This is a genomic window from Peptoniphilus sp. GNH (genome assembly GCA_021307325.1).
In the GTDB taxonomy this organism is placed as follows: Bacteria; Bacillota; Clostridia; order Tissierellales; family Peptoniphilaceae; genus KA00134.
In genome coordinates, this window is record CP089931.1 from 1,598,840 (window position 1) to 1,623,931 (window position 25,092).

General features: G+C 38.0%; 18 protein-coding genes. 12 read left to right on the forward strand and 6 right to left on the reverse strand.

Annotation, left to right across the window (positions count from 1 at the left end):
- Positions 1 to 39 precede the first annotated feature (39 nt).
- The gene (locus LV469_07705) at positions 40 to 1,383 is read left to right on the forward strand and encodes an MATE family efflux transporter (protein ID UHR02521.1); all 1,344 of its coding nucleotides are present in this window, start codon (positions 40 to 42) and stop codon (positions 1,381 to 1,383) included.
- A gap of 316 nt (positions 1,384 to 1,699) precedes the next feature.
- Here the strand turns inward: LV469_07705 and msrB are convergent, their stop codons facing one another.
- A complete protein-coding gene (msrB, locus tag LV469_07710; protein UHR03601.1) occupies positions 1,700 to 2,650 on the reverse strand; it encodes a peptide-methionine (R)-S-oxide reductase MsrB in 951 nt (316 codons plus the stop codon).
- Between the two features lie 373 nt (positions 2,651 to 3,023).
- On the opposite strand from msrB, the gene LV469_07715 reads away from it, so the two are divergent.
- The 5 genes from LV469_07715 (at position 3,024) to LV469_07735 (ending at position 9,660) form a co-directional block, all read left to right on the forward strand.
- Positions 3,024 to 3,251 (forward strand): hypothetical protein, encoded by a 228-nt coding sequence (locus tag LV469_07715; protein UHR02522.1) that lies wholly within the window; start codon positions 3,024 to 3,026, stop codon positions 3,249 to 3,251.
- Between the two features lie 527 nt (positions 3,252 to 3,778).
- Complete coding sequence (locus LV469_07720) at positions 3,779 to 4,522, forward strand: alpha/beta hydrolase (protein UHR02523.1); 744 nt, start codon at positions 3,779 to 3,781, stop codon at positions 4,520 to 4,522.
- A 156-nt stretch (positions 4,523 to 4,678) separates the two neighbouring features.
- Positions 4,679 to 5,623, forward strand: a complete 945-nt coding sequence (locus LV469_07725; protein ID UHR02524.1) for a DUF3137 domain-containing protein — start codon at positions 4,679 to 4,681, stop codon at positions 5,621 to 5,623.
- Positions 5,624 to 5,633: 10 nt separating this feature from the next.
- On the forward strand, positions 5,634 to 6,182 hold the full coding sequence (locus LV469_07730) for a LemA family protein (GenBank protein UHR02525.1): 549 nt from the start codon (positions 5,634 to 5,636) through the stop codon (positions 6,180 to 6,182).
- Positions 6,183 to 7,290: 1,108 nt separating this feature from the next.
- The gene (locus LV469_07735; GenBank protein ID UHR02526.1) at positions 7,291 to 9,660 is read left to right on the forward strand and encodes a hypothetical protein; all 2,370 of its coding nucleotides are present in this window, start codon (positions 7,291 to 7,293) and stop codon (positions 9,658 to 9,660) included.
- Positions 9,661 to 9,767: 107 nt separating this feature from the next.
- Here the strand turns inward: LV469_07735 and LV469_07740 are convergent, their stop codons facing one another.
- From LV469_07740 to LV469_07750, 3 genes are all read right to left on the reverse strand, one after another.
- Positions 9,768 to 9,965 (reverse strand): DUF1858 domain-containing protein, encoded by a 198-nt coding sequence (locus LV469_07740; protein UHR02527.1) that lies wholly within the window; start codon positions 9,963 to 9,965, stop codon positions 9,768 to 9,770.
- A 1,427-nt stretch (positions 9,966 to 11,392) separates the two neighbouring features.
- Positions 11,393 to 11,878 (reverse strand): N-acetylmuramoyl-L-alanine amidase, encoded by a 486-nt coding sequence (locus tag LV469_07745; GenBank protein UHR02528.1) that lies wholly within the window; start codon positions 11,876 to 11,878, stop codon positions 11,393 to 11,395.
- On the reverse strand, positions 11,875 to 12,504 hold the full coding sequence (locus LV469_07750; protein ID UHR02529.1) for a sigma-70 family RNA polymerase sigma factor: 630 nt from the start codon (positions 12,502 to 12,504) through the stop codon (positions 11,875 to 11,877). The genes LV469_07745 and LV469_07750 overlap by 4 nt, the downstream gene beginning before the upstream one ends.
- A gap of 137 nt (positions 12,505 to 12,641) precedes the next feature.
- Between LV469_07750 and LV469_07755 the strand changes: the two genes are divergently transcribed.
- From LV469_07755 to LV469_07765, 3 genes are all read left to right on the forward strand, one after another.
- On the forward strand, positions 12,642 to 12,848 hold the full coding sequence (locus tag LV469_07755; protein UHR02530.1) for a hypothetical protein: 207 nt from the start codon (positions 12,642 to 12,644) through the stop codon (positions 12,846 to 12,848).
- A 67-nt stretch (positions 12,849 to 12,915) separates the two neighbouring features.
- Positions 12,916 to 13,122 carry a hypothetical protein gene (locus LV469_07760; GenBank protein UHR02531.1) on the forward strand — a complete coding sequence of 69 codons (207 nt, stop codon included), beginning with the start codon at positions 12,916 to 12,918 and terminating at the stop codon, positions 13,120 to 13,122.
- Positions 13,123 to 13,168: 46 nt separating this feature from the next.
- Positions 13,169 to 13,318, forward strand: coding sequence for a YvrJ family protein (locus tag LV469_07765; GenBank protein UHR02532.1), 150 nt, complete (start codon positions 13,169 to 13,171; stop codon positions 13,316 to 13,318).
- Between the two features lie 179 nt (positions 13,319 to 13,497).
- Here the strand turns inward: LV469_07765 and LV469_07770 are convergent, their stop codons facing one another.
- A complete protein-coding gene (locus LV469_07770; protein ID UHR02533.1) occupies positions 13,498 to 15,327 on the reverse strand; it encodes an ATP-dependent helicase in 1,830 nt (609 codons plus the stop codon).
- A 230-nt stretch (positions 15,328 to 15,557) separates the two neighbouring features.
- On the opposite strand from LV469_07770, the gene LV469_07775 reads away from it, so the two are divergent.
- The 3 genes from LV469_07775 to LV469_07785 all read left to right on the forward strand — a co-directional run bounded on the left by LV469_07775 (position 15,558) and on the right by LV469_07785 (position 23,954).
- A complete protein-coding gene (locus LV469_07775; protein ID UHR02534.1) occupies positions 15,558 to 16,670 on the forward strand; it encodes a C40 family peptidase in 1,113 nt (370 codons plus the stop codon).
- A gap of 67 nt (positions 16,671 to 16,737) precedes the next feature.
- Positions 16,738 to 17,565 (forward strand): bifunctional 5,10-methylenetetrahydrofolate dehydrogenase/5,10-methenyltetrahydrofolate cyclohydrolase, encoded by an 828-nt coding sequence (locus LV469_07780; GenBank protein ID UHR02535.1) that lies wholly within the window; start codon positions 16,738 to 16,740, stop codon positions 17,563 to 17,565.
- Positions 17,566 to 17,999: 434 nt separating this feature from the next.
- Positions 18,000 to 23,954: an S-layer homology domain-containing protein gene (locus LV469_07785; GenBank protein UHR02536.1), complete on the forward strand. Its 5,955-nt coding sequence runs from the start codon at positions 18,000 to 18,002 to the stop codon at positions 23,952 to 23,954.
- Positions 23,955 to 24,046: 92 nt separating this feature from the next.
- Here the strand turns inward: LV469_07785 and LV469_07790 are convergent, their stop codons facing one another.
- A complete protein-coding gene (locus tag LV469_07790; GenBank protein ID UHR02537.1) occupies positions 24,047 to 25,090 on the reverse strand; it encodes a ribonucleotide-diphosphate reductase subunit beta in 1,044 nt (347 codons plus the stop codon).
- Positions 25,091 to 25,092 lie beyond the last annotated feature (2 nt).

The following is a 25,092-nucleotide window of genomic DNA, read 5'->3' on the forward strand; positions in this document are numbered from 1 at the left end:
TCCCCAAAAACCGAGATAAAAATATAGGAGTAATAAAGCATGTCAAAAGATGAATATTTAATCACAGACCCACCCCTCAAAGCCTTGACAGTTTTCGCCATGCCCATGATTATCGGCAGCTTTTTTCAACAAGTATATAATATGGCAGATTCGATAATAGTAGGTCAGTTTGTGGGCTCTTCTGCTCTTGCAGCTGTGGGCGCCTGCGCAGCCCTTACCAATGTCTTTATCTGTATAGCCCTAGGAGCGGGAGTGGGTGCTGGTGTACTGGTGAGTAGATATTTTGGAGCCAGAAATTACAATAGAATGAAAACAATTGTATCCACTTCCTTGATTAGCTTTTTGCTTTTAAGCATAGTCCTTGGGATATTTGGCTTTTGCCTGTCGAAATTTATGATGAGCCTATTAAAAACCCCGACAGATATAATGGATGATGCCGTCTTGTATCTTAGGATTTATTTTCTGGGCTTTCCATTTTTATTTATGTACAACATTCTCTCGACCATGTTTATCTCGATTGGCGAATCAAAAATTCCTCTGGCACTTTTGATTTTCTCATCAGTCTTAAATATTTTTATGGACATCTGGATGGTGGCAAGCCTGAGACTTGGAGTATTTGGGGCAGCCCTTGCAACTTTAATTTCGCAAGGGATCTCGGCAGTGTTTTCGCTTTTAATTTTTCTTTATCGGATGCGGCACTTTAAAAGCGGCTTCAAGTACTTCGATAGGTATGAGTTGCACTCCATGCTTAAAATTGCCATACCGTCAGTTCTCCAACAGTCCACCGTTTCAGTAGGCATGATGATTGTACAGGCAGTTGTAAACCCCTTTGGCACCCAGGCCCTTGCAGGTTACTCAGCCACGATGCGAGTAGAGAATGTCTTTTCGCTGATGTTTGTGTCAATTGGCAATTCCATCTCTGCCTATATTTCTCAAAATTTTGGAGCAAATAAAATTGAAAGACTTAAAAAAGGCTACCATGCCGCACTCATCTTGGACTTATCTTTTGCAGTCCTAGCCTTTGTAGTCATAGAAGCCTTTCACTATAAAATATCTTCGCTATTTTTGGGTAAAGACGGAAGCACTCTAGCCTATCAAGTCTCGGGAGATTACATGAAATGGCTGGGATATTTCTTCATCTTTATGGGCATCAAAATGGCAACAGATGGAGTCCTAAGAGGCCTCGGCATAATGCGGCCCTTCCTTATTGCAAATCTTGTAAATCTTGCCATACGCATGTCGGTTGCCTTGATTTTCGCTCCACGTTTTGGCATTGCCTTTGTCTGGCTCGCCGTACCATTAGGTTGGCTTGCAAACTTTTTGATATCTTACAAAGAGCTTAGAAAATCATGGCCCACTACCAAAATAGACAGAGAGTTATAATTATACCTTGTTAGGTATAATTATAAATTATTAAAAATTGCAAGATCTGAATTAAACAAAAATCAATTAAAAAAATAATTTGAAATGAGGTTTATAATTTAGACATATATCACAATTGTTTTTGTCTTTGATAAAAAATTATATATAATCTATGGTTTTATCATGGATTATATATAATTTAAAGATTACGTACAATCAAGTAAAACCTTAGAATATAAAAATGAAAAAATAAAGAGAAATAAAAAATGTATCAACACTAAACCTTATATTATGATTTAAGTTGATACATTTTTTTATCAAAAGAAGTACTGGAAAATTATTTAACCTTGTCTATATAGTCCCCATATCCTTGCTCTTCCATATCGCTTAATGGGACAAATCTCAAAGCAGCACCATTAATACAATATCTTGCACCGCCCTTATCCTTAGGACCATCGTCAAACACATGACCAAGATGAGAATCTCCACTTTTACTTCTAACTTCAACCCTATTCATATTGAATGAACTATCGCTTTTATAATTTATATTTGAATCAATAGGTTTAGTAAAAGAAGGCCAGCCACAGCCGGCATCATACTTATCTTTTGAAGAGAATAAAGGCTCTCCACTGACAATATCAACATAGATTCCAGGCTCATTAAAATCATCATATTCAGAAGTAAACGCCCTTTCAGTAGCATTTTTTTGAGTTACACTATATTGCTCTTCAGTTAGTTTTGCTCTTAGCTCCTTTTCATTTTTCTTAATTAGTTTATTTTTTGCTTGCAAAGGTTTATTAACTAACGAAAGATTTATGTGGCAGTATCCACCGGGGTTTTTATCCAAATAATCTTGATGATAATCTTCTCCACGAACAAAATTATTCAAAGGCTCCACCTCAACAACAATTTTGCCATCATATTCATCTTGCTTTTGTCTTATAATCTCATCTATTACAAGCTTATCATTTCGATCAGTGTAATAAATGCCAGTCCTATATTGCCTACCCCTGTCATTTCCTTGTTTATTTATAGATGTAGGATCGATTATTCTAAAATAATGTTCCAAAAGCTCTTGAAGAGAAACCCTATCTCTATCATAATTTACTTTTACGGTCTCGCTGTGATCAGTCTCACTTATTTTTTTATAATCAGTATCTTTAGTTTTTCCATTAGCATATCCTACAGTAGTATCAATAACACCGGGAATCTTTTTGAAATATCCTTCAATTCCCCAAAAACATCCTCCAGCCAAATAAATTACATTTTTATCTTTAACATCAGTCATCTTATTATCAATCCTTTCTTTATCATTCTTGCTAGAAACTTCATTTAAATCTTTTTTTAGAAACTTAAAGCTCATAACAATTAAAGCGATAAGCAAAAAAGAAATAAAAAGTTTATACTTACTCATAATATCACCTCACAAGATTTTTAGATTTTTAACCCAGTCAAAAGTGTTCTCAAACACGGTGTAGCCAAAATTATAATAAACGTTTGTGAAAGATTAGTGTATATTGTTTGTAATTCATTTGATAAAAACCACTCGTAAACCAACCCAACAAGCAAACAATCTTAAACAATCTAGAACAAAAAAACATAAACACAAAGATCCAAATCAAAAATCAATCCGAAAGAAATCTCGCCCCCATCATGCAAAAATGGCAACAGATGGAGTCCTAAGAGGCCTCGGCATAATGCGCCCCTTCCTTATTGCAAATCTTGTAAATCTTGCCATACGCATGTCGGTTGCCTTGATTTTCGCTCCACGTTTTGGCATTGCCTTTGTCTGGCTCGCCGTACCATTAGGTTGGCTTGCAAACTTTTTGATATCTTACAAAGAGCTTAGAAAATCATGGCCCACTACCAAAATAGATGTAGATGTATAAGGGGAATTTTTAAAATAAAACATGCCCTTTAAAAAATCCAAATAAAAAACTTTAACAAAAAACTCAAAAATAATATCTACTCATAAAAAGGGACACCATATTTACTTAGTTAGTTTTAGTGGATGCTAGCCTATACTTCGCAGGCGGCATCCATTTTGTTTTATTTTAAATTTTTTCTTTATTGTAATAATTTATATATTCATATAAAGCTTTTGAAAATTTATAAAAAGAGCATGGCTCTTTTTATGGCCATAATAAAATTCGTCCTTCGAAATTCAGATAAATAATTGAATATTATTTTTAAACTATCCTTAAAGAAAAATATACAAATATATATATGACGATGCCTTTAAACTCTAAAATACATCACCCCGACCGCCCAAGAGTGCTATAATATAAAACGATAAGAGCTATTGATACATAAACAGATTTTAAAGTCACAGGTCTTTAAGCTTAAAACTCACCAAAAACTAACTTACATAAATAAATTACACAAAGACGGCACAAAATCACAAAAGAGGAATAAAATGAAATTCACCACATATGGGGAAAGGGAAAACAAGTCCATCCTCTTTATCCATGGGCTTGCCTCGACAGCAGATCTCTGCTTCAAACCCCTCTTGCCCTACCTAAAAGACTACCATGTGATCTTTTGCGAGCTAGATGGCCATTGCGCTTATAAAAAAGGCGACATGACATCCCCTAAAGATAGCATGCTAGCAATAGAAAACTACATATTAAAAGAAATGGATAAAAGAGTCCATTGCATCTGTGGCTTCTCCATGGGAGCGACTCTGGCAGTAGATCTGATATCAAGAGGTAAAATCTCCACAGACAAAGTCCTATTAGATGCAGCCATCACAATAGAAATGGGCTGGATGGCCCTGCCCTTTACCCTAGCCTTTATCATCGGCACTCAAAGAATAAAAAATAAAAAACCCATCCCCGAGTTTTTGCTAGACAAAATCATGGGCAAGGGCAACAAGAGCATCATCGAAATGATGTATCCGCAAATCAGCAAAAAAACCATTCAAAATGCCTGCAAATACATCTACCATTACAAGATAAAAGACAATTTGAGAAACTTTAGAGGTCAAGTCCTCTTCATAAGAGGAAGCGAAGAGCCCCTGCCAGCAAGAGGACAAAAGCTCTTAAAAGCCTACCTTCCACAAATGAAAAGCCAAGTCTTTCAAGGCATGGGTCATGGACAATTCCTCCACGAACACCCCAGAGAATACGCCGAGAACTTGAAAAAATTTTTGCAAACCTAACTCCATAAAAAGCTTTAAATTAAAGCCGAGATTAAGAAAAATAAAAAATGAAAAAATTTTGACAAGACAAAAAAACTTGTGGTAAAACTATATTGTCAAAAGCTCATTGATTAACATTATTAAATACATAAAAGACCCAGGAGGTGTTTTAGAAAAATGAAGTCCAGAGAAATATTTTCGGACCCGGCAATTGTAGACGAGATTAAAAAAATCGAAACCACACCGGAAGCCAAAAAAAGACTTGATGACATCAGAAAAGATATAAAAAATCGCATGACCGAATCCTACGTCTTTGGTCTTATAGGCATCATAGGAGGCCTTATCCTGTACTCCTTCATAAAAATATACGCCATAATAGTCATAGCCATTCTAATAAAATATTGGTCGAGCTACTCTGAGCGCAACAAAAACTACCTTGCCACAGCCTATGTAAACAACTTCTTAGACCCCATATTTAAAAAAATTTTACCCGGCACCAAAATCGACTACTTCGGCAGCATGGACCAAGCCGTTTTCGAAAATCTCCTGCATCGCTCCGACAGATACACATCAAGCTGTCATATAACATTCGCAGACGAATACAAGACGGAATTTTGTAACATGATAGCAGTCCATGACGAAATACAAAATAAGGGCAAGACGGAAGAAGTGACAGACTTTAGAGGTCAAGTCCTCATGGCATCTGTAAACACAGGCATAAAAGGACACATAAGAGTAGTACCCTCAACCAAAAAGGCCCTCGGCAACAAAAGCAACGGAGCCTACGGAGGAAGAAGAGGCGAAGAAAAAGAAATCCAAACCGAGTCCATCGAGTTCAACAACCTCTATTCTATTTTTTCGACAGACGACTTCTACACTCGTTTCATACTAGATGCCAGAATCTTGGAACTATTGACCGATATGCGCAAAAAAATGAAAGTCGCCATCTATATGAATGACGAGTACGTATCAATAGCCTTCCAATCGGGAAAACACATCCTAACCCTGCCGATAATACCCCAGCTAGTAGACAAAATTTCACTATCAAGCGAATACGAAGAAATAAGAACCAAGCTCGCAGATTTCTATACACTAATGAATCTTATAATGGAAAAATTTTAGAGGAGAATATATGGGATATTTATTTATTATCATAGTAATATTAGTCGCTTTCTCTTGGTTTACATCGACATCCAATAGACTAAGAAGACACAAAATAGTCATAAAAGAATCCAAGAGAAACGTAGACATAGCCCTTGCCAAAAGATACGACACCATTTCACAAATGCTAAAAGTCGCCAAATCATTTGCCAAGCACGAGACGGACACCCTGACAGAAACCATAAAACTAAGACAAGAAGGCGGCATCACAGCAGCCAACATGACAATGAAAAGCCAAAACGATGCCATAAAAGGGATTTATGCTCTGGCAGAAGCCTATCCAGACTTGAAATCATCAGCCGAATTTGTAAACCTGCAAGACGAAATAGATGACGAAAACGAAAAATTGGCAGCAGCAAAAAGAATAGTAAACAGCAACATCAGCCTCTACAACCAAGAACTAGTCACCTTCCCCACATCAATCATCGCAAGCATCAACAACATGAAAGAAATAGACTTCCTAACAGAAGAAGACCTAGAAAGAAAAAAATCCATAGACCAATTCGATTACGACATATAACTCATACAAACACAAAAACACCAGCCAAGAGCTGGTATTTTTATATCCCAAACCCCAAAAAACACGAGAACCCAATCCCCACATCACCAACCCCATAAGCACAAAACCTCACAAAAAATCTAACCCTTCAATCCACACCCACCAACCCCACAAGCACATTCACCCGAAAAAACATGAGAACCCAATCCCCACACTCACAACCCACATATCCACATCAACCCGAAAAAACACGAGAACTCAACAACAACACCAAAAAGAAAGAAAAAATCGACAAGCCGTAAAAGAAATTCAAATGTTTGAGCAAAGCGAGTTATTGAATTTCTAGGCTTGGAGATTTTTTCTGACAACCAGTAAGTAGGGTAGAGGGGAGGTCAAGGAGGGGGAAGGGGCATCGTCGCCCCTAGCCCCCTCCTTGCAAACAAAAACCCAAACCAAAAAACCAACCCACAAAAATACGAGAACAAACTCTCACCACATCACCAACACTATAAGCAAACCAACTCGAAAAAACACGAGAACAAAACCCCTACACCAACCAACCCTATAAGCAGATTAACCTGAAAAAAATCTAGACCTCAATCCTCACACTCACAACCCCCATAAGCACAAAACCTCACAAAAAATCTAAACCTCAATCCCCACACCAAAAAGAAAGAAAAAATCGACAAGCCGTAAAAGAAATTCAAATGTCTGAGCAAAGCGAGTTATTGAATTTCTAGGCTTGGAGATTTTTTCTGACAACCAGTAAGTAGGGTGCAGGGGTGGTCAAGGAGGGGGAAGGGGCATCGTCGCCCCTAGCCCCCTCCTTACAAACAAAAACAAAAAATAAAACCCATCTCCTCCACATTGCAAAATAAAAAAACTCCTATATAATATAAAAAGTCACCCCCCCAAACAAAATTACAACTTGACCATATTATGTAACATACTTGTAATTTTATTTTGGCCCGGGCTGATGTATAATGATGACATAAGAGAACAATGACAACTAAATATTCCAAACAAAAGGAAATTTATTTGCCTTGCCTCTTATCCCATGAGAAAGACATGGGGCAAAAGTTTAAGACTTTTGTAGGTCTACAAAATTTTTAAGGAGGTCGAAAGACAAATGAACAAAAGAATTCTTTCTCTAGTACTAGCACTAGTAATGGTACTAGGAACATTCGGATCTGTCTTCGCCGCTGAAGCAAAAGCAGAAGTTAAGGAAAAGACAAAAGAAGTTCCAAAATTAACTTCATCAGACGCTAAGATTCAATGGCTACAAGACGTAAAAATCGTTGAAGGTCGTAAAGTAAACGAAGACGAAAAGAACAACGATCTAGCACTTGACAAGACAATCCAAAGAGCAGAAGTAACAAAACTTTTAGTTTACGCTATTGGTAAACAAGACCTAGCAGAACAACTAAAAGGAGCAGTAAGACCATTCAAAGATGTAGAAGCAGGATACTGGGCTAACGGATTTATCACAGTTGGTTCAACTTCTCCATCTCCAGCAAATGGACTTCCATTCCTAAACGGATACCCAAGTGGCAAATTCGAAGGAAAATGGAACGTATCTTATGCAGAACTTGCAAAGATGCTTGTAGTGCTTGCAAAGAAAGACCTTACTAAGGATCTTCTAGTAAAAGCAAACGCTGACTGGCCATCACAATGGATGAGATATGCAGCAGAAATGGGCATTCTTGAAGGCGTAACAGTTGCAAACTCAAACGACAATGCAACAAGAAAAGACGCATTCACAATGATTTACAATGCAATGTTTGCAATGAAAGAATGGAGACTTTACCCATCAAATGAAACTATCGGCGTAATCTCTAAGGCTACAAACGACAAGATCACTCTTGGTGGAATCGAAAAAGACGTTGAATTCAAAGTAAACGAAAAGACTAACTTCGTTCCTGCAGAAGCTAAGGATGCAACTACACCTTACCACCCAATCGGATGGATGACTTATGTAACTTACGGATCAGGATACTATATCGGATCTCTAGTAAGAGTACTTGCAGACAAAGATGGTAATGTAACTCACATTATCCAACTTGGTAACCCAGAACACCTTGACCTTAAGACTCAAGGATGGGCACCAATAGCTGATGATCATGACAACGGAACAGTTGATCTTAGAAAAGCTAACCTAACTTTCAAAGAAGCTAAACTTGCTAAGATTGACACTGACTCTCATACTCGTTACTTTGTAGCAGATGTAAACAAGGGTAGAGTAAAAGAAGTTAAATCTATGTCAGATATCAGATCTTACTTCAAATATGAAACTGAATTTGCTAATAGAGTATACCTAGGATTTGAAAAGGTAGAAGTATCAGGCAGAAGAATTGCAAGACTAGTTGTATTCAACCAAGTTGATAAGACAAACCTAAGAGGAGATCTTGTAAGAATTTCTAACCCTGTAATATCTAACTATTCAGTTCTTGCTCAAGAAGCTGGCGAAAAGGCTACTGAAGCAAAAGAATACAAACTTGGCGATTACAAGTACTATCCATATGCTTACAAGGCTGACAAGTACGATATCGTTAATCTAAATGGTTACAATGGAACAATTGAAACTGAAATTGACTATGATAAGACTCCAACTTTCAAAGTTGAAAAGATTTACACAAGAGGACAAAATGGTCTTCCATTTGTAAATGGTTACACAACAGCTATCAAGCTTTCTGATGGAAGAGGAGAACAAGTTTACGGTGTTGCAAGAGATATCGACACTTGGTTCGCAAACGAAATCAGAGAAGGCGCTTATGTACAAGTTAAATTTGGTGAAGCAAACAAGGAAATTACTCTAATTTCTGTAGTTCCAAAGAACAACGTTCCTGGAGATCTTCCAAACGGAATGGTTAAAGATGCTAAGACTGTTAAAGTTCTAAGTGTTGAAAAATTCAACGGAGTTAGTCTAGTAACTTATCTTGACGGAGCTTACAGAAATACTGTAGCTGTTACTGACAACGACGTATTGAATGTTGCTCTTAATGATGAAATCAGAATTGAACCAGTATTCAGATATGTACAAGTTCAAAACTACTACGGAAAAGTTGAAAGCTTCGCAGTTTATAGAATAGCTCAAAACATCACTAAGGATACTAATGACGCAACAACAGCTGTAACAACTTTCGAAGGTGCTGTAAACGAAGCTAATCTTAATGCCGCTAAGGCAAAAGTAGCTGCACTTCCTGAAGGAACAACAAAAGCAGCTCTTGAAAAGAGAATTGAAGTTAAACTTGTTGCAGAAGCTAAGACTACAATTGGAAATCCAGTTCAAATCACAGCTCCAGCAGCATTTACAGCAGAAGAACTTGTTAAAGCAGCAAATGCTAAACTTAATGCAACTGTAAACAAGCATTTTGCAGATGTAAAGGTTTCAGCTTCTGAACTTACTGCTATCCCAGGAGAAGCAGACAAATACACTGCTAACATTACTTTAACTTATGGTAATGAATCAGTAGTTGTACCTGTAAAGGTAGAAAGATAAGAAGTAATTCTTAAAATAAAAAGAAAGTCGAATATTCGACTTTCTTTTTTTATACATAAAATCTATAATCATTTGCAAACAAAAAGGGGCAGACATCTGCCCCGATTTTATTCAGCATCCACGCTTTCATTAAGAGCCTTCAAAAGCCCTTCCAGATCCATCCCATGTACCATGGCAGCCTCCTCGAGAGTCTCCATTTGGCTAGACGGACACATCACACAGCCCATGCCATACTCCATCAAAGTCCTGGCAGTTTGAGGGTGCTTGTGTATCATTTGACCTATCAATAAATCTTTAGTAATCATTTAAATCTCCTTTTTTAAATACTAGTATTTTACTCTATATATTATATCCATAAGTAAAAGCCAAGACAAGACCCAAATCACCCATCCCACCCGAAAAAACACGAGAACAAACTCTCACCACATCACCAACACTATAAGCAAACCAACCCGAAAAAAATCTAACCTCTTCAATTCAAACATCGCCAACCCCATAAGCACATTCACCCGAAAAAACACGAGAACCCAATCCCCACATCACCAACCCCATATCCACAGCAACCCGAAAAAAATCTCACCCTCAACAACAACACCCACCAACCCCACAAGCATAAAACCTCACAAAAAATCTAACCCTCAATCCCCACACCAAAAAGAAAGAAAAAATCGACAAGCCGTAAAAGAAATTCAAATGTCTGAGCAAAGCGAGTTATTGAATTTCTAGGCTTGGAGATTTTTTCTGACAACCAGTAAGTAGGGTGCAGGGGTGGTCAAGGAGGGGGAAGGGGCATCGTCGCCCCTAGCCCCCTCCTTGCAAACAAAAACAAAACAAAAAACCAACCCGAAAAAACACGAGAACAAGACCCCCACACCCACAAACCCAATAGACACGAGAACCCGAAAAAAATCTCCCTCTCCTTGAAATCAAAAAAGCCTAATTAAAGCAAAAACTCGCCCCAATTAAGCCTGAAAACTATACAAATTTAAAATTAATGATATAATAGATATGTAAAGAGGACACCGTTAAAGACGGCTTGCTCCATTAAGTGTTAAAAAAACCTACCTAAAGATAGCAAATACAGGTAGGTTTTTGATTTTATTTCCTATTTTGAAATAGGGTAAATATAGCGACAACCAACATAAAAATCTTTATCATCAAAGGCAACAATTCATAATCAGTCATGCCATCACCCCCAATCCTTAGAGATTGGAGCAAACCATCTGTATGTCCTCTAAGAAAATTATATAAAAAAAACAAAACAAACACCAGCCACAGAGCTGGTATTTTTATGCCAAAAATAAACCCGAAAAAACACGAGAACAAAAACCCCACACCCAAAACCCAAACCAAACACCAACCCTAAAAAACGCTAGAAAAAAAACACAAACACAAAAACCCAAACCAAACACCAACCCTCAAAAAATCTCACACCCAACAACAACACAAAAACCCCCACAAGCAAACCAACCCTCAAAAAATCTCACCCTCAACAACAACACAAAAACAAAACCCAAACACCAACCCGAAAAAACTCTAGAACAAAAAACAGAAACACAAAAAAAATAGCCAGACCCACAAAACTCCAGCTATTTCACAAAAAATATTTAATTTTATTCAAAATTTTCCCTTTCTAAGATCATAAGCCTTAGCTTAAAATCAGTTGCAATAGGCAATCTCCAAAACTTAAAAATACACACCCAAGTTTTATAAATTAAAATTGCCTAAAATATCATGCTCTAAGAGCTTTTAATTTTGTTTTAAAAAGTCTCCAGCCTTCCCACTTGTCATAGGATAGAGAAAAGGGGCACATCTTGCGAGAAGCGTCAAAATGCCTTACAACATGGTCTAGGTCTATCTTGTGCTTGTCCATTAGATAGGATGTGAGCCTTAAAGTGGTCTCGAAGGTCTTGGAAAAGTCTGCTCCCTTGTTGACACACATTTCTACTCCGATAGAGTTGCGATTTAAAATGCCGAACCTGCCCCGACCGTCGCCGACGTGCCAGGCTGAATTTGCGTCTTCGATTATTTGGATGATGCCATTTTCGTCTACAAAATAGTGGGCTGATGCACCTCTTTTTGAAGAGAAAAATCGAAAGTGATTATAGGCTGTGGCAGTTCTATTCACATTTGCGGTGTCATGGATGACAATGTAGCTTATGGGTGAGCCTTGACGGGATGAGTAGTTGCACTTCACGAGCAGTTTTTGAATTTTCATATTAGATCCTCCTTTTCAAAATAGTTTCTCAAGGCCTTTATGGCGCTTGATTTTAGATTTCTTACTGTGTTTGGACTGATGGCTAGGGCATCTCCTATTGCCTTTATGGACATTTGTTTGTAATAGAAGAAAAATATGATTTGCCTTTGCCTTTTGGTCAGCTTTTTTAGAACGAAGTTCAAGAAATTGTCGTCAAAATTTCTAAAAAAATCGCCTTCGAGGTCTATCCCCGAGTCCAAGATTTCGTGCAGGTCGCCTTCGTCTCTTTTCTCGTCTAGGCTGATGGAGGGCCTGTTCTCTAGATATTTGCGAGTTTTTAAAAAATAAAAGCGCAAATAGGATGCCACATAGGCATCTAGGCTTATCCCTCTTTCTTTTTTGTAAGTGTCTAGGCAGTTTAAGGCGACTATGCAACCGTCTTGGAATAGGTCATCGAAGTCTTCAGGAAAGTAGCAATACTTTCTGATAGATGCCTTGATAAGTCCTTGAAAGTGCTGCAAAAACTCTTGACGAGAAAGTGCAAACAAGCTGTCATCACTTGACCTGACATGATTTGCTATGTCTTTGGAATCAGCTAATGAGTCTGCACTTTTAGCAGAGAAACAAGCGGTATCTTCTCTTGTCATATAATCACCTTCTTTCTTGCTAAGTGTGTTTACTTGCACTTATAATTATAAATATTGCACGTATGAAGTCAAGGGCAATTTAAAAAAAGTTATAGTACATTTTTGCTTATCCGAGTATATATAAACAGGAGGTGAAAATGATGAGCAGAAAGATAAGAATCGGTCTTGAAGATGGAAAAAATGGTTCTGGCGATGTCAAATACAAATATAAGACTTTCGCTAAAATCAACGACAAATTGGGAAACGAAGATTGCGTTCTTGCTGCCAAGGCATTTGGAAATTGCTTTGATGGCAAGGTTTCGAAGGCTTTCAGGATTGATGAAGAAGAAATCACACTTGGCTAAGGGATGCCAAGAGGGGAAGAGGTCGCATTTAGCTAAGGTATGCTAAGAGAGAAGAAAGGAGAAAGATATGAGAACTAGTCTGAGATTGGTACTTGGAACAAAGTCTGGCAAGAAGGTAAACTACTCCATGCTTGGAGTGAAGGAAAACTTGCAAAAAGAAGATTTGACAGATCTTGAAAATTTGATAAATAACAAGGGCTTGTTAAGTCTTGAGGACGAATTTAAGGCGATAGAAAAAAGAATACTAATCCAAGTTACTGAAAAAGAGCTTTGATGCTCTATAAGAGGCGAATTTCGCCCTACATAAGGAGGTGGATTATATGGACGAATTATTAGCAAGCATAGCCAACATAGGCTTTCCAATTGCGGTGGCTGCCTATCTTTTGGTTCGCATAGAGCAAAAGCTGGACAACTTGAGCATGAGTATAAAAGATTTGACTAATGTGCTTGGCAAAATGGAAGTCAAATAGACGGGGTATATTTTATGTCGCAAAAAAAGTGCAAAAGATTTCAAATAAAAAGATAAATCAATCTTAGAAGCCAACTCGCATAGGTGAGTCGGCTTTTTTTGTAAGGACGAATTGTAAAATCAAATGAAACACCTATTGTAAGAAACCAAAAAAGCACCTGTAAAAAGAGGTGCTTAATTTTAAAGTCCTTTTAGCTCTGTCAAGAATCTACTCATTTTTGTATTTTCATATTCTATATAGCAAAGGCGCAGCTTGTACCTTGCCCTAGTCATGGCAACATACAAGAGCCTTCTTTCTTCTTCAAAAGGCTCTGCATTGCCAAGCGACAAGAAATCGATAGAGCTGCGGGAGGGCAGATTGTTTTCGTAAAGGTCAACGACGATGACCTTGTCAAATTCTAAGCCCTTGGCGCCATGGATCGTAGAAAGACTTATCCGACTTTTCTTATATTGGCTCTCTTTCAAGACAGAGTCCAGATATTTTAATCTGCCGAAAAAATCCGTCAAAGTCTTAGAATTTTTGGCGACATTTTTTAAAATATCTAAAAATTCATAAGTCGAGCCAGTTTGCTTTAAATATCTAAAATTCTCGTTTTTTAGATAGTCCTCATAGGATAAATCTTTTAAGATGTAAGAAAGAGCGTGGCGAGGATTAAGATACATAAGCGTATCCAGCATAGACGATAAATCTCTAAATCTTTTTATATAAAAGGGCTTGAGGCCGGGGAAATCTCTCAAATCCTCCAAAAGATTGGAAGACTTGACCCCGGCAAGGTATGCAAGCATAGGCCCTGTGATATAAGTTTTAATTTTAAAATAAATTCTTGAAAAAGCCGCAAAGTCGCCCCTGTTTTTGGCAAAATTTAAAATGTCTTTTATGTCAAAGACCAGAGGATTGTTGTAAAAACTCATGCCCCGATCTCTAATCGTAAAATCAATATTATTTCTTTCCAAGATTTCACAGATGCTAAGAGAGGAGACGTTGTTTCTGTATAAAATCGCAGTGCTTTCTTCTTCTTTTAAGTCATCTAGCAAGTATTTTTCAAAAATCTGAGCCGAGGTAAATTTCAGAATTTTGATAGGCTCTTGGCTTTCTTTTTTGGCGAGAAAATCTTTCTCGTATCTGGTCTTGTTTTGGCTTATAAAACTGCCGGCAAGCCTCACTATGTTATCGGAAGACCGGTAATTGGTAGAGAGCTTGTAGATTTTTAAATCTGGATAGATAAGCTCCAAATCTTTCAAATTATCAGACCGAGCACCCCGAAAAGAATAGATATTTTGATCGTCATCTGCGACTATAAATAAATTTTTTTTGCGACTGGCAATGAGCCTTATTAATTTGAACTGAGAAATTGACGTATCTTGTCCCTCATCGAGCTGGATGAACTCGAAATTATCCAAGATACTTCTCAAAAGGTAGGCATCCTCTTTCAAAATCTTGTAGGCCAAGGTGATCATATCATCAAAGTCAAAAAGGCCCATCTTCTCCTTAAAGGTCTCATATTCTTTGAAAATTTCATAAAAAAGAGGAGTCTGACAGGCCCTATCAGAGGCAAATTCTTTCGCATCCATACACATATTTTTTACATAGCCAATTTCAGTTAGTAAGACTGTAAGCTTTTCCTCTGTAAGGGGAGCAAGCCCCATTTTTTCCATGATCTTCTTTAGACTTAAAAGACTTCCGGGTGAGCCGTCAGCATCAATAAATTTCAAAGTCTTAGATCTGAGCCGGCAGTAGTGCATGATTATGCCAAAGCAAAAGCTGTGAATAGTCGCAAACTTTATAGGAGCATAGGCTGGGTAATCTCTTTTGAATCTTTCCTGCATATTAAGAGCCGCAGCCTTTGAAAAGCTGATTGAAAGAATAGATTTTTTGTCAACGCCCCTATCTATTAAATTTTTGCACCGCTTCAAGATTAGAGTAGTCTTGCCTGCACCCGGCACAGCTAGGACTAGGGCAGGGCCAAGAAAGTGCTTAGAAGCGAGAATTTGTTCATCTGAAAATTTCATAAAACCGCTCTCTTTTTTTAAAGTCTAGGCTAATTATATCAAAAATTGCCCCGATAAATAAAAAAAAGCTCTTTCAAGGCTTGCATTTTTGGGCTATAAAGCGTAGATTTTTAGAAATATTAAAAGATTCGTAACTAATTTGTAACTTTTTATTGATTTCTTAAAAATCATTTGTTATAATTTACAAGACGATGAAGAAATATCTAGGATAACTTAAGGAGTGTATTCATTTGTTTAATATAAAAAAAGTTTTTCCGCTGGGACTTGCGACTTTAGCCGTGGCGTCCTTTGTCGGAATGAAAGATGCTGGAGTTTTTCTAAACCCACATCAGACAGTTACATACAGTGGCAAAAAGATAGAATTTAAAGTAGGTGAAAGGGTCTCCATCAAAGAGACCAAGGGGTCTTCTTTCATAGTGGCAAAGGGAGAAGCAAGACTAAATGTCCCCAAAGAAAAGATCCTTTTGACTGAAACCAACATAAAGTTATTTAGAGTTGTAAAAAATACCGGCATTAAAAACAATGGTAAGACGGTTAGAAATCTTTTCTTAGGAGAAGAATTGAGACTTTTAGAAGATAAAGATGCGACAGCTCTTGTAATTGCAGAAGACGGAGTAAAGGGACTTGTAAGCAAGTCATCACTTGAAGCCATATCCAACTCCCAAAGATTTGTAACATCGACAGAAGCCAAAAAAGACTTCAGCCTAAAAGACGGACAAAAGACTATCCTTTTCAAAAAAGGCGATAGGCTGGATGTGGTTGACTTTGTAGATGGACTCTTTGTCATTCTAAAGGATGGTAATGAATACAGAGTTGCTGGAGACTGTGTAAGCCTAAATAGCCTACCCAACAACGTATCAAGCAATGAAGCGGCAGAAATGGCTGAAGCAGGAATAGAAGTCGTACCAGAAGAATTTAGAAACAAGCTCGGCACAGTCGAAAGACCAAGCTTCGTAGCAGACAATAGCAAGGTTTCAAATATAATTTCCTCAGCCCTAGATAAGCTTGGCACACCTTATGTCTATGCGACAGCTGGCCCAGAATCTTACGATTGCAGCGGCTTTGTGTATGCAGTTTATACAAATGAATTCGGCATCAAATTGCCAAGGTCATCGAGAGACCAATCTGAAGTCGGCATAAAAATCGAAAAAGAAGATTTAGCAGCAGGAGATTTGGTATTCTTTGACACACTTAGCAGAGGATATGTTTCCCATGTAGGCATCTATATAGGAAATGGAGAATTTGTTCACGCATCATCAGGTCAAGGCAGAGTAATAGTATCCAAGTTGGATCAAGGCTATTACAGCACCAGATATGTAAGTGCATCCAGAGTTATAAAATAATAAGACACAAGTGCGGCTTAGGCTGCACTTTTTTTATGGGCAAATTTCGCCCATACAAGGAGGAAGTATGTCAAAAATCCTATCAGGCAAAGAAGTGAGAAGCTTCTTAAAGACAAAACTAGAAAAAGAAATAAAAAATTTAAACAACCCACCAGAACTTGGTCTCATAAGGCTGGGTCAAAATCCTCAAGACCTCTCCTACGAAAGAGCCCTTGAAAAAACTGCAAAAGAACTCGGCATAAAAGTCGAAAACAAAAACCTCGCACAAGACGCAGACCCATCCGATTTAAAAGACGCCATAAAGGCCTACAATCAAAACGAAAAAATAGGTGGAGTCCTCATCTTTAGACCCCTGCCTTCCCATATCAAAGAAGACGAAATAAAAGATTTTTTAGATCCTAAAAAAGACCTTGACGCCATGACATCTAAAAATTTGGCAAGAGCCTTCACAGGAGATGAAAGTGGACACTTTCCCATCACTGCTCAGGCGGCAGTCATGATCTTGGACTACTATGGCTATGAGCTTGAAGGCAAAAAGGCACTCGTGATAAATAGGTCCTCGGTTGTGGGCAGACCCCTTTGCTCCCTGCTTTTGAATAAAAATGCCACAGTGACCCTAGCCCACTCCAAAACAGCCGACTTGAAAGCAGAAATAAGACAGGCAGACTTTGTATTTCTTGCTACGGGAAGGGCCGAAAAATTTACAAAAGACTACTTCACAGACAAGCAAGTGGTGATAGATATATCCATCAACTTCAACGCTGAGGGCAAGATTTGTGGGGATCTGCATCCATCTGCTTTTGACAGAGTGGCAGCTTATAGCCCGGTGCCGGGTGGAGTCGGCAGTCTTACCAACCTGCTTTTATTTAAAGAACTTTTGAAAAATAAAAGATGAAATCTATAATTTTATAAGTGTATTTTTAAATTCATTTTACAAAAAGATTAGAGAAGCAAAAAAACTTTTAAAGCATAAAACAAAGCGACAAAAAAATAATTTAAAGTATAAAACAAAGCGACAAAAATTAAATAGAATCATAAATAGGAAAAGACAAGGAGACCATGAGCCTTGTCTTTTCCTATTTTTGCTTTCAAAAAAATTTTTTTGCGGTCAAAAATAGAAGCAGTACACTTTTAAAACGAGCATAAGTGAGTTTTAATCAAAAAAATCTACATATTCACAAAAAGAATGTGAAGAAAAAAATACAATGTAGAGCCTAGACATAGCCTGATGCCTACTTGAGATATAGATATAGATATATATAATTACAATCAGACTAGAATTGTATCTTTGTATCAAAATCTCAACAAGGATAAGAAGGAGTGAAAGTTTTGAAAGAAAAATACGAAAAGAAAAAAGAAAAAATATTTGAAGCAAGAAGGCTATGGAGCATACTTCTGGCCCTTATTATGCTAATAGGAGTCTTTCCATTTTCAGCCTTTGCCCGATCATATTCAGGGATAGTAGATATTAGAGACCGTTGGACTAAAGACCGATTGGAATTTAAAGGAAATCCGGACATAACATGTGTATTGATTAAAGATCCGGGTCCGCGAAGAGATCAATATGAAGATGGGGGACCTAAAACTATACTTACGATATGGGCAAAAAATGGCGATTATTATGATGAGGAAAGTTATGAATATAACAATTTAATAAGTCTTTATATTAATCGAATTATCTTTGAATTTAAAGCAAGCCAAGGAGAGCTTCCCGATGCCCTAAAAAAGATAGCCCCCAAGCCTTATGGAATATATGTTAGGGAAAGTCCTAATGGTTGGGAAAAAGGACCTATGTATAGCCCAAAAGGGCCACAAGACCCCACCCCTACCAAATGGAAAGACCCTAGCAATGGAAATGAATGGAAATTTAAAGGTTGGGAACAAAACCCAAGGGATAAATGGTATTTAGGAAGAAGCCTCCCAAACTATAGCCCTGATGACCTACAGGAACGTTGGAATTATGTTCGTTTCGTCGGCACCTGGTATATGCTTTCGAAAAAGCAAGAGTTAGATAAAGCCATTAAAGCTGCAGACGCTTTAACCAAGGCAGATGTCATCGCCAATAATGGGGAGAATGTCCCTGTCTTTAGAACTTGGGTAACAAAAAGTGTCGATGAGACCCTTAAAAGCACTTTAAAGACGGCAAAAGAAAAGTTTAATAATGATGAAGTTTCCCAAGGTGAGGTGGATGCAGCTGCCAATGCCTTAAAGACCGCTGTAGCCGCTTACAAACCCCAAAAAGGGCAAAAGGTATACGACAAAAACCCAACATATGCTCAACCACAAGATGCCCACAAGGTGACCTTTGCCAAGGGGAGTGGCGTGGACATGGAGGGAGAAAACACCTTCTTCTATGTAAAAAATGGCACAAGCCTACCGGCAGGAGAATTCCCAAAAGCCACTGCCCAAAACGGATTCGGCACCAAAATTTATTGGACACCGGAACAAGACACAGCCATTACCAAAGACGAAACCTTTACTGCCAGCGCCAAAGCCGTGAATAAGGCAGACCTTGCAGCGAAAATTCAAGAAGCGGAAGGCTTGCTTGAAAAAGACAAGACCTCCGATCCTGCCCTGGCATTAAAGACCAAGGTAGATGAAGCCAAGGCCGTGGTAGGAGCCATAGACAATGGCACACAACGAGATCAAGACCAAGTGGATGGCAAGGCCAATGAACTGACCCAAGCCATCCAAGCCTTAAAAGACTTAAATAGCAAAAAAGAAGAAACAAAAAACGCCATCGCAGGCATCGAGGGCTTAAAACAAGGTGACATCACCGCCCTTCAAGGAGAGGTAGACAGCGCCAAAAACGCAGATGCAGTTGAAGCCGTCAAAGCAAAAGCGACGGCTCAAGGAAAAGCCAATAAGGCACTAGAAGAAGCAACAGCAGCAGTAGGAGCAGCAGAACAAGCAAAGACACAAGAAAAATATGGTGAAGCCAAGGCAAAAGTAGACGCTCTAGAAAATGGACAAGCAAAAACAGATCTAGAAAATCGCTTAGCAGAAGTAGACAAATACATCAAAGCAGACAAAGCTATCAAAGACCTTGCAGGCAAAAATATAGCAGACGTAACACCAAGCGACATAAGCAGCGCAGAAGATCTAATAAAAGCAGTAAAACAAGACTGGAAACAAAGCCTAACAGAACGTCTAAACACCATAAAAACAAATAAAACAGCCTACGAAAAACTAACAGAAGCAACAGCATTGGTAGAAGCAGCAGAACAAGCAAAGACACAAGACAAATACGACCAAGCCAAGGCAAAAGTCGAAGCCCTAACACAAGGTCAAGACAAAACAAAATTACAAAATCGTCTAGCAGAAGTAGACAAATACATCAAAGCAGACAATAAATTAAAAGAAATTGAAGGCAAGAGCATAGCAGGAGTAAGTAACGACGACATAAGCAGTGCAGAAGGTCTAATAAACGCAGTAAAAGAAGACTGGCAACAAAGCCTAACAGAACGTCTAAACACCATAAAAACAAATAAAACAGCCTACGAAAAACTAACAGAAGCAACAGCATTGGTAGTAGCAGCAGAAAATGCCAAGACACAAGAAAAATACGACCAAGCCAAGGCAAAAGTAGACGCTCTAGAAAATGGACAAGCCAAAACAGATCTAGAAAATCGCTTAGCAGAAGTAGACAAATACATCAAGGCAGACAATAAATTAAAAGAAATCGAAGGCAAGAGCATAGAAGGAGTAACTAACGACGACATAAGCAATGCAGAAGGTCTAATAAATACAGTAAAACAAGACTGGAAACAAAGCCTAACAGATCGTCTAAACACCATAAAAGAAAAAGTGGCAGAAGCAGCAGTTACCGCCCTTGAAGGCAAAAAAGGAAACGTAACAGACAAAGAAATACAAGCTGCTCAAGAAAAAATAGACAAGGTAACAGACAACAACAAGAAAACTGCCCTAGAAGGACGTCTAGACCAAGTAAAAGAAGCGAAAAAGGCAAAAGAAAAAGAAGATAAGGCCCAAGGCGAAGCTCAAAAAGCTCTAGATAAACTAACAGGCGATGGCATCACAGACGAAAACATCAAAAAGGCTCAAGACGAAATAAATAAAGTTACAGATCCTAGCAAAAAACAAGAACTTCAAGAAAAACTAAATCAAATCATAGCAGAAAAAGCAGTAAAAGAGCTTGAAGACAAAAAAGGAAACGTAACAGACGGAGAAATAACAAAAGCCAAAGAAAAAATAAACAAAGTCACCGATGAAGGAAAGAAAAATGACTTAAATCGTCGCATAGGTGAAGTGGAAAAAGCCAAGGGACTACAAGACGAAGCAGAAAAAGCAGTCTCCGATCTTGAAAAACCAAATGCCAATGTCACCGATGATGCAATACAAGAAGCCAAAGAAAAAATAGACAAGGTAACTAACGCAGACAAAAAACAAAACTTGAATGATCGCCTTGAAAAAGTAAAAACAGACAAAAAAGAAAAAGACGCTCAAGGCGAAGCCCAAAAAGCTCTAGACAAACTAACAGGCGATGGCATCACAGACGAAAACATCAAAAAGGCTCAAGAAGAAATAGATAAAGTTACAGATCCTAACAAAAAGCAAGAACTGCAAGAAAAACTAAATCAAATCATAGCAGAAAAAGCAGTAAAAGAGCTTGAAGACAAAAAAGGAAACGTAACAGACGGAGAAATACAAGCTGCTCAAGCAAAGGTAGAAAAGGTAACAGACACCGGCAAGAAAACTGAACTGAATAATCGTCTAGACAAGGTTAAAAAACTAAACGAAGCAAAAACCGAAGCAGAAAAAGCCATAAACAAATTAGAAAAGCTAGACACTACAGAAAAAGATGGCTTCAAGACAAGGGTAAAAGACGCAAGCACAATTGATGATGTAGACAAGATAGTTCTAGAAGCTCAAAAAGAAAATGCCAAGAAAAAAATTGATGACATGAACAACTTATCAAAAGAAGATAAGAAAAAAGCAAAAGAAGGCATCGAAAATGCAGGCGATAAAGATGAAATAGACACAAAAGTATCGGATGCACAAAATAAAGACAATAAAGAAGCGGCAAAAAAACTAGAATCAGCAAAAAGAAAAGCGGAAGAAACCATAAATAACTTGGACAAGCTAAGCCCGACAGAAAAAGATGGTTTCAAAAAGAAGGTAACAGATGCCAACACTATTGATGATGTCAATAAAGTGGTCCTAGATGCAGCAAAAGAAAACGCCAAGAAAAAAATAGCTGAAATGGATAAGTTAACACCAAAAGAGAAAAAAGATTTTAATAAATCCATAGAAGAATCATCAAATGCAAGCGACATAGAAGACGTAGTAAACAGAGCTCAGGGACAACAAAATCAAAGGCTGGGAGCAGAAGTTCAAGAAGCAACAAGTTTAGTTGAAAAAGCGGAAGAAACAAAAACGGAAGCCAACTACAATACAGCCAAGACAGCAGTAGACAAGCTAGGAGATAGCAAGGAAAAAACAAATCTACAAAACCGTCTAGCAGAAGTAGAAAAATACATCCAAGCAGACAAGGAATTAAAAGTCCTAGAAGGAAAAGACGTAGCAAGTCTAACACCAAGTGATATAAGCAAGGTAGAAGACTTAATAGGAAAGGTAAAAGATGCTTGGAAGCAAGACCTTACAAACCGTCTAGACCAAGTAAAACAAAAGATACAAGCAAAAGAACAACTGGAAAAAGATAAAAAAGCAGCAAAGGCTAAGGTGGAGGCACTAGACAAGCTAGACCGAAATGAAAAAGACGCCTACGAAGGAAGAATAGACGGGGCAGCAGACAAGGCTCAAGTAGATGGCATAGTCCTTGAAGCTCAAAAAGAAAATGCTAAAAAGAAAATAGCTGAGATGGACAAGCTAACACCAACAGAGAAAGAAAATGCCAATAATGCAATAGACCAGTCACAAAATGAAGACGGAGTAAATACGGTAGTAGACAATGCCCAAGCAGATCAAGATCAAAGACGAAGCCTAGAAGAAAAAAAGGTGCAAGCAAAGGCTAAGGTAGAAGCACTAAAAGAGTTAAACCAAGATGAAAAATCACCCTTCATAGCAAGAATAGAAGGGGCGCAAAACGAAAACGACATCAATAGTGCAGTTCTAGACGCTCAAAAAGCAAATGCTAAAAAGAAAATAGCCGCTATGGACAAGCTAGAAGACGGAGAACGTCAAGCAGCAGATGAAGCAATAAATCAAGCCCAAGATGAAAATGCAATAAATGCAGCAGTAGAAGATGCCAATACAAAGCAAACTGAAAGAAAAAGTCTAATAGAATACAAAGACGAAGCAAAACGAAAAATAGAAGCCCTAGACAAGCTAGACCAAAACAAAAAAGATGACTACGAAAGAAGAGTAGACGGGGCAGCAGACAAGGCACAAGTAGATGGCATAGTTCTAGAAGCACAAAAAGAAAACGCCAAGAAAAAAATCTCAGACCTCAACAACCTAAGTCCAGAACAAAGACAAGAAGCAGAAAGAAACATAGACAATGCGAGAAACGAAAACGAAATAACAAACATTGTAGCAGAAGCTTCAGGAAGAAATCAAAACGCACAAGAAAACTCTGTAAACAATAGCTACTCAAGACAACTTCAATTTGGCATAATAATAAGACCGGCAAAAGAAGAAGAAAAGAAAGTAGAAAAGACAGAAGAAAAGAAGGTCGAATTAAGACACAAAGAAGCCTACATCAAAGGATATCCAGACGGAAGCTTCAGACCAAATGGAAAAATAACAAGAGCAGAAGCAGCCTCAATGATAGCAAAACTAGCAGGACTAGACCTAAGCAATAGCAAAAACCCAGGTCTAAAAGACACCAAAGATGCATGGTACAACTCAGCGATAAACGCCATGATAAAGAAAAACCTCATGGAAACAGACGAAAATGGAAACTTCAGACCAGACGAAGCCATAACAAGAGCAGAATTCGCAAGAGCCCTCTTCTATCTAGACAAAGACAACAAAAAAACAACTAACATGAAAGACATAAGAGGACACAAGTATCAAGAAGCCATAGAAAGAGCCTATGCAAACGGCCACATCAAAGGCTACCCAGACGGAAGCTTTAGACCAGATGCAGCCATAACAAGAGCAGAAGCAGTAAAAATCTTAAATCACTTCGACAAAAGAAAAGTTAAGGAAAATAGCTTAGGAAAAGTAAAGAGTGAAATAAAAGGCTTCACAGACTTAAAAGAAAGCCATTGGGCTTACTTTGAAATACTTGTAGCAAGCACATCCTACTCCTATCTATACGATCTAGAAGGATATGCTCTAATATCTAATATAGACAGATAGGCTTAGCTTAAAACTAAATACGAGCCGAGGGGCTTACAAAAAAACTGTTGGAAATAAAATCCAACAGTTTTTTGTATTTAGATTATTAAATTTTAAAGGTCATCTTCTATGGCGCTTGATTTGGTATAGGCTGATGGTTTTGCTTCAAAGAAGTCTGTTTTTATGGCATTTGGATCTGAGTATTCGCTGACCCATTCCATGGATTTTGGCTCCTTGTCATAGCCTGGATAGAGTTCTTCAAAGCCCAAATTTTTGGCTCGGAGATTGCCCAAGTATTTTATATAGTCGCTTACCATTTCAAGGCTTAGGCCTTGGATATTGTCTCCTATGACATAGGCTGCCCAGGAGAGTTCTTCTTGGACACCTTTTTTTAGCATTTGCCTATAAAATTCTACTTTGTCATCTGTAAAAAGCTCGGGGCTTTCTTTTTTGAGGTCTATAATTATGGATCTAAAGAGCCAGAGGTGGGTGTTTTCGTCTCTATTTATATATCTTATTTCTTGGACTGTGCCTGGCATCTTGCCCATGCGACCTAAATTGTAAAAGAACATAAAGCCGGAGTAGAAGTAGATTCCTTCTAAGATATAGTTGGCTATTAGGGCCTTCATGAAAGTGAAGGTGTTTTTTTCTTCTAGGAAGTCATTGTATTGGTCGCCTATGAATTTGTTTCTCTCGAGCAAGACCTTGTCTTCCTTCCATTGGTAGAGGATTTTTGTTCTTTCTTCTGGCGAACAAATGGTATCCAAAATATAGGAGTAGGATTGGGAATGGATGGATTCTTGGTAGGCCTGGATTGAGAGGCAGAGGTTTATCTCGTTTGCAGTTATATAGGCTTGCAGGTTTGGCAACTGGGCTGTTTGCAGGGAGTCCAGATAGGTTAGGAAGGAGATTATTTTGTCGTATGCCGTCTTTTCGTATTGGTCCAGAAGTCTATAGTCTTTTATGTCTTGGTTTAGATTTATTTCTTCTGGTATCCAAAAGTTATTCATGGCTTGTCTATACCAGTCTGATGTCCAGAGGTATTTTAAATTGTTAAAATCGTTTAAATTGGTTGTGTTTCCGTTAAAAATCTTTCTCTTTGATAATTCTATGTCTCCATCTTCGTTGAAGAGACCACGTTTTTTTAATTCTGTCATTT

Coding starts and splice junctions, on each gene's coding strand:
- LV469_07735 (UHR02526.1), top strand. CDS start 7,291: ATGAACAAAAGAATTCTTTCTCTAGTACTAGCACTAGTAATGGTACTA.
- LV469_07755 (UHR02530.1), top strand. CDS start 12,642: ATGATGAGCAGAAAGATAAGAATCGGTCTTGAAGATGGAAAAAATGGT.
- LV469_07725 (UHR02524.1), top strand. CDS start 4,679: ATGAAGTCCAGAGAAATATTTTCGGACCCGGCAATTGTAGACGAGATT.
- LV469_07770 (UHR02533.1), bottom strand. CDS start 15,327: ATGAAATTTTCAGATGAACAAATTCTCGCTTCTAAGCACTTTCTTGGC.
- LV469_07720 (UHR02523.1), top strand. CDS start 3,779: ATGAAATTCACCACATATGGGGAAAGGGAAAACAAGTCCATCCTCTTT.
- LV469_07760 (UHR02531.1), top strand. CDS start 12,916: ATGAGAACTAGTCTGAGATTGGTACTTGGAACAAAGTCTGGCAAGAAG.
- LV469_07745 (UHR02528.1), bottom strand. CDS start 11,878: ATGAAAATTCAAAAACTGCTCGTGAAGTGCAACTACTCATCCCGTCAA.
- LV469_07740 (UHR02527.1), bottom strand. CDS start 9,965: ATGATTACTAAAGATTTATTGATAGGTCAAATGATACACAAGCACCCT.
- LV469_07705 (UHR02521.1), top strand. CDS start 40: ATGTCAAAAGATGAATATTTAATCACAGACCCACCCCTCAAAGCCTTG.
- LV469_07790 (UHR02537.1), bottom strand. CDS start 25,090: ATGACAGAATTAAAAAAACGTGGTCTCTTCAACGAAGATGGAGACATA.
- LV469_07750 (UHR02529.1), bottom strand. CDS start 12,504: ATGACAAGAGAAGATACCGCTTGTTTCTCTGCTAAAAGTGCAGACTCA.
- LV469_07730 (UHR02525.1), top strand. CDS start 5,634: ATGGGATATTTATTTATTATCATAGTAATATTAGTCGCTTTCTCTTGG.
- msrB (UHR03601.1), bottom strand. CDS start 2,650: ATGACTGATGTTAAAGATAAAAATGTAATTTATTTGGCTGGAGGATGT.
- LV469_07715 (UHR02522.1), top strand. CDS start 3,024: ATGGCAACAGATGGAGTCCTAAGAGGCCTCGGCATAATGCGCCCCTTC.
- LV469_07765 (UHR02532.1), top strand. CDS start 13,169: ATGGACGAATTATTAGCAAGCATAGCCAACATAGGCTTTCCAATTGCG.
- LV469_07780 (UHR02535.1), top strand. CDS start 16,738: ATGTCAAAAATCCTATCAGGCAAAGAAGTGAGAAGCTTCTTAAAGACA.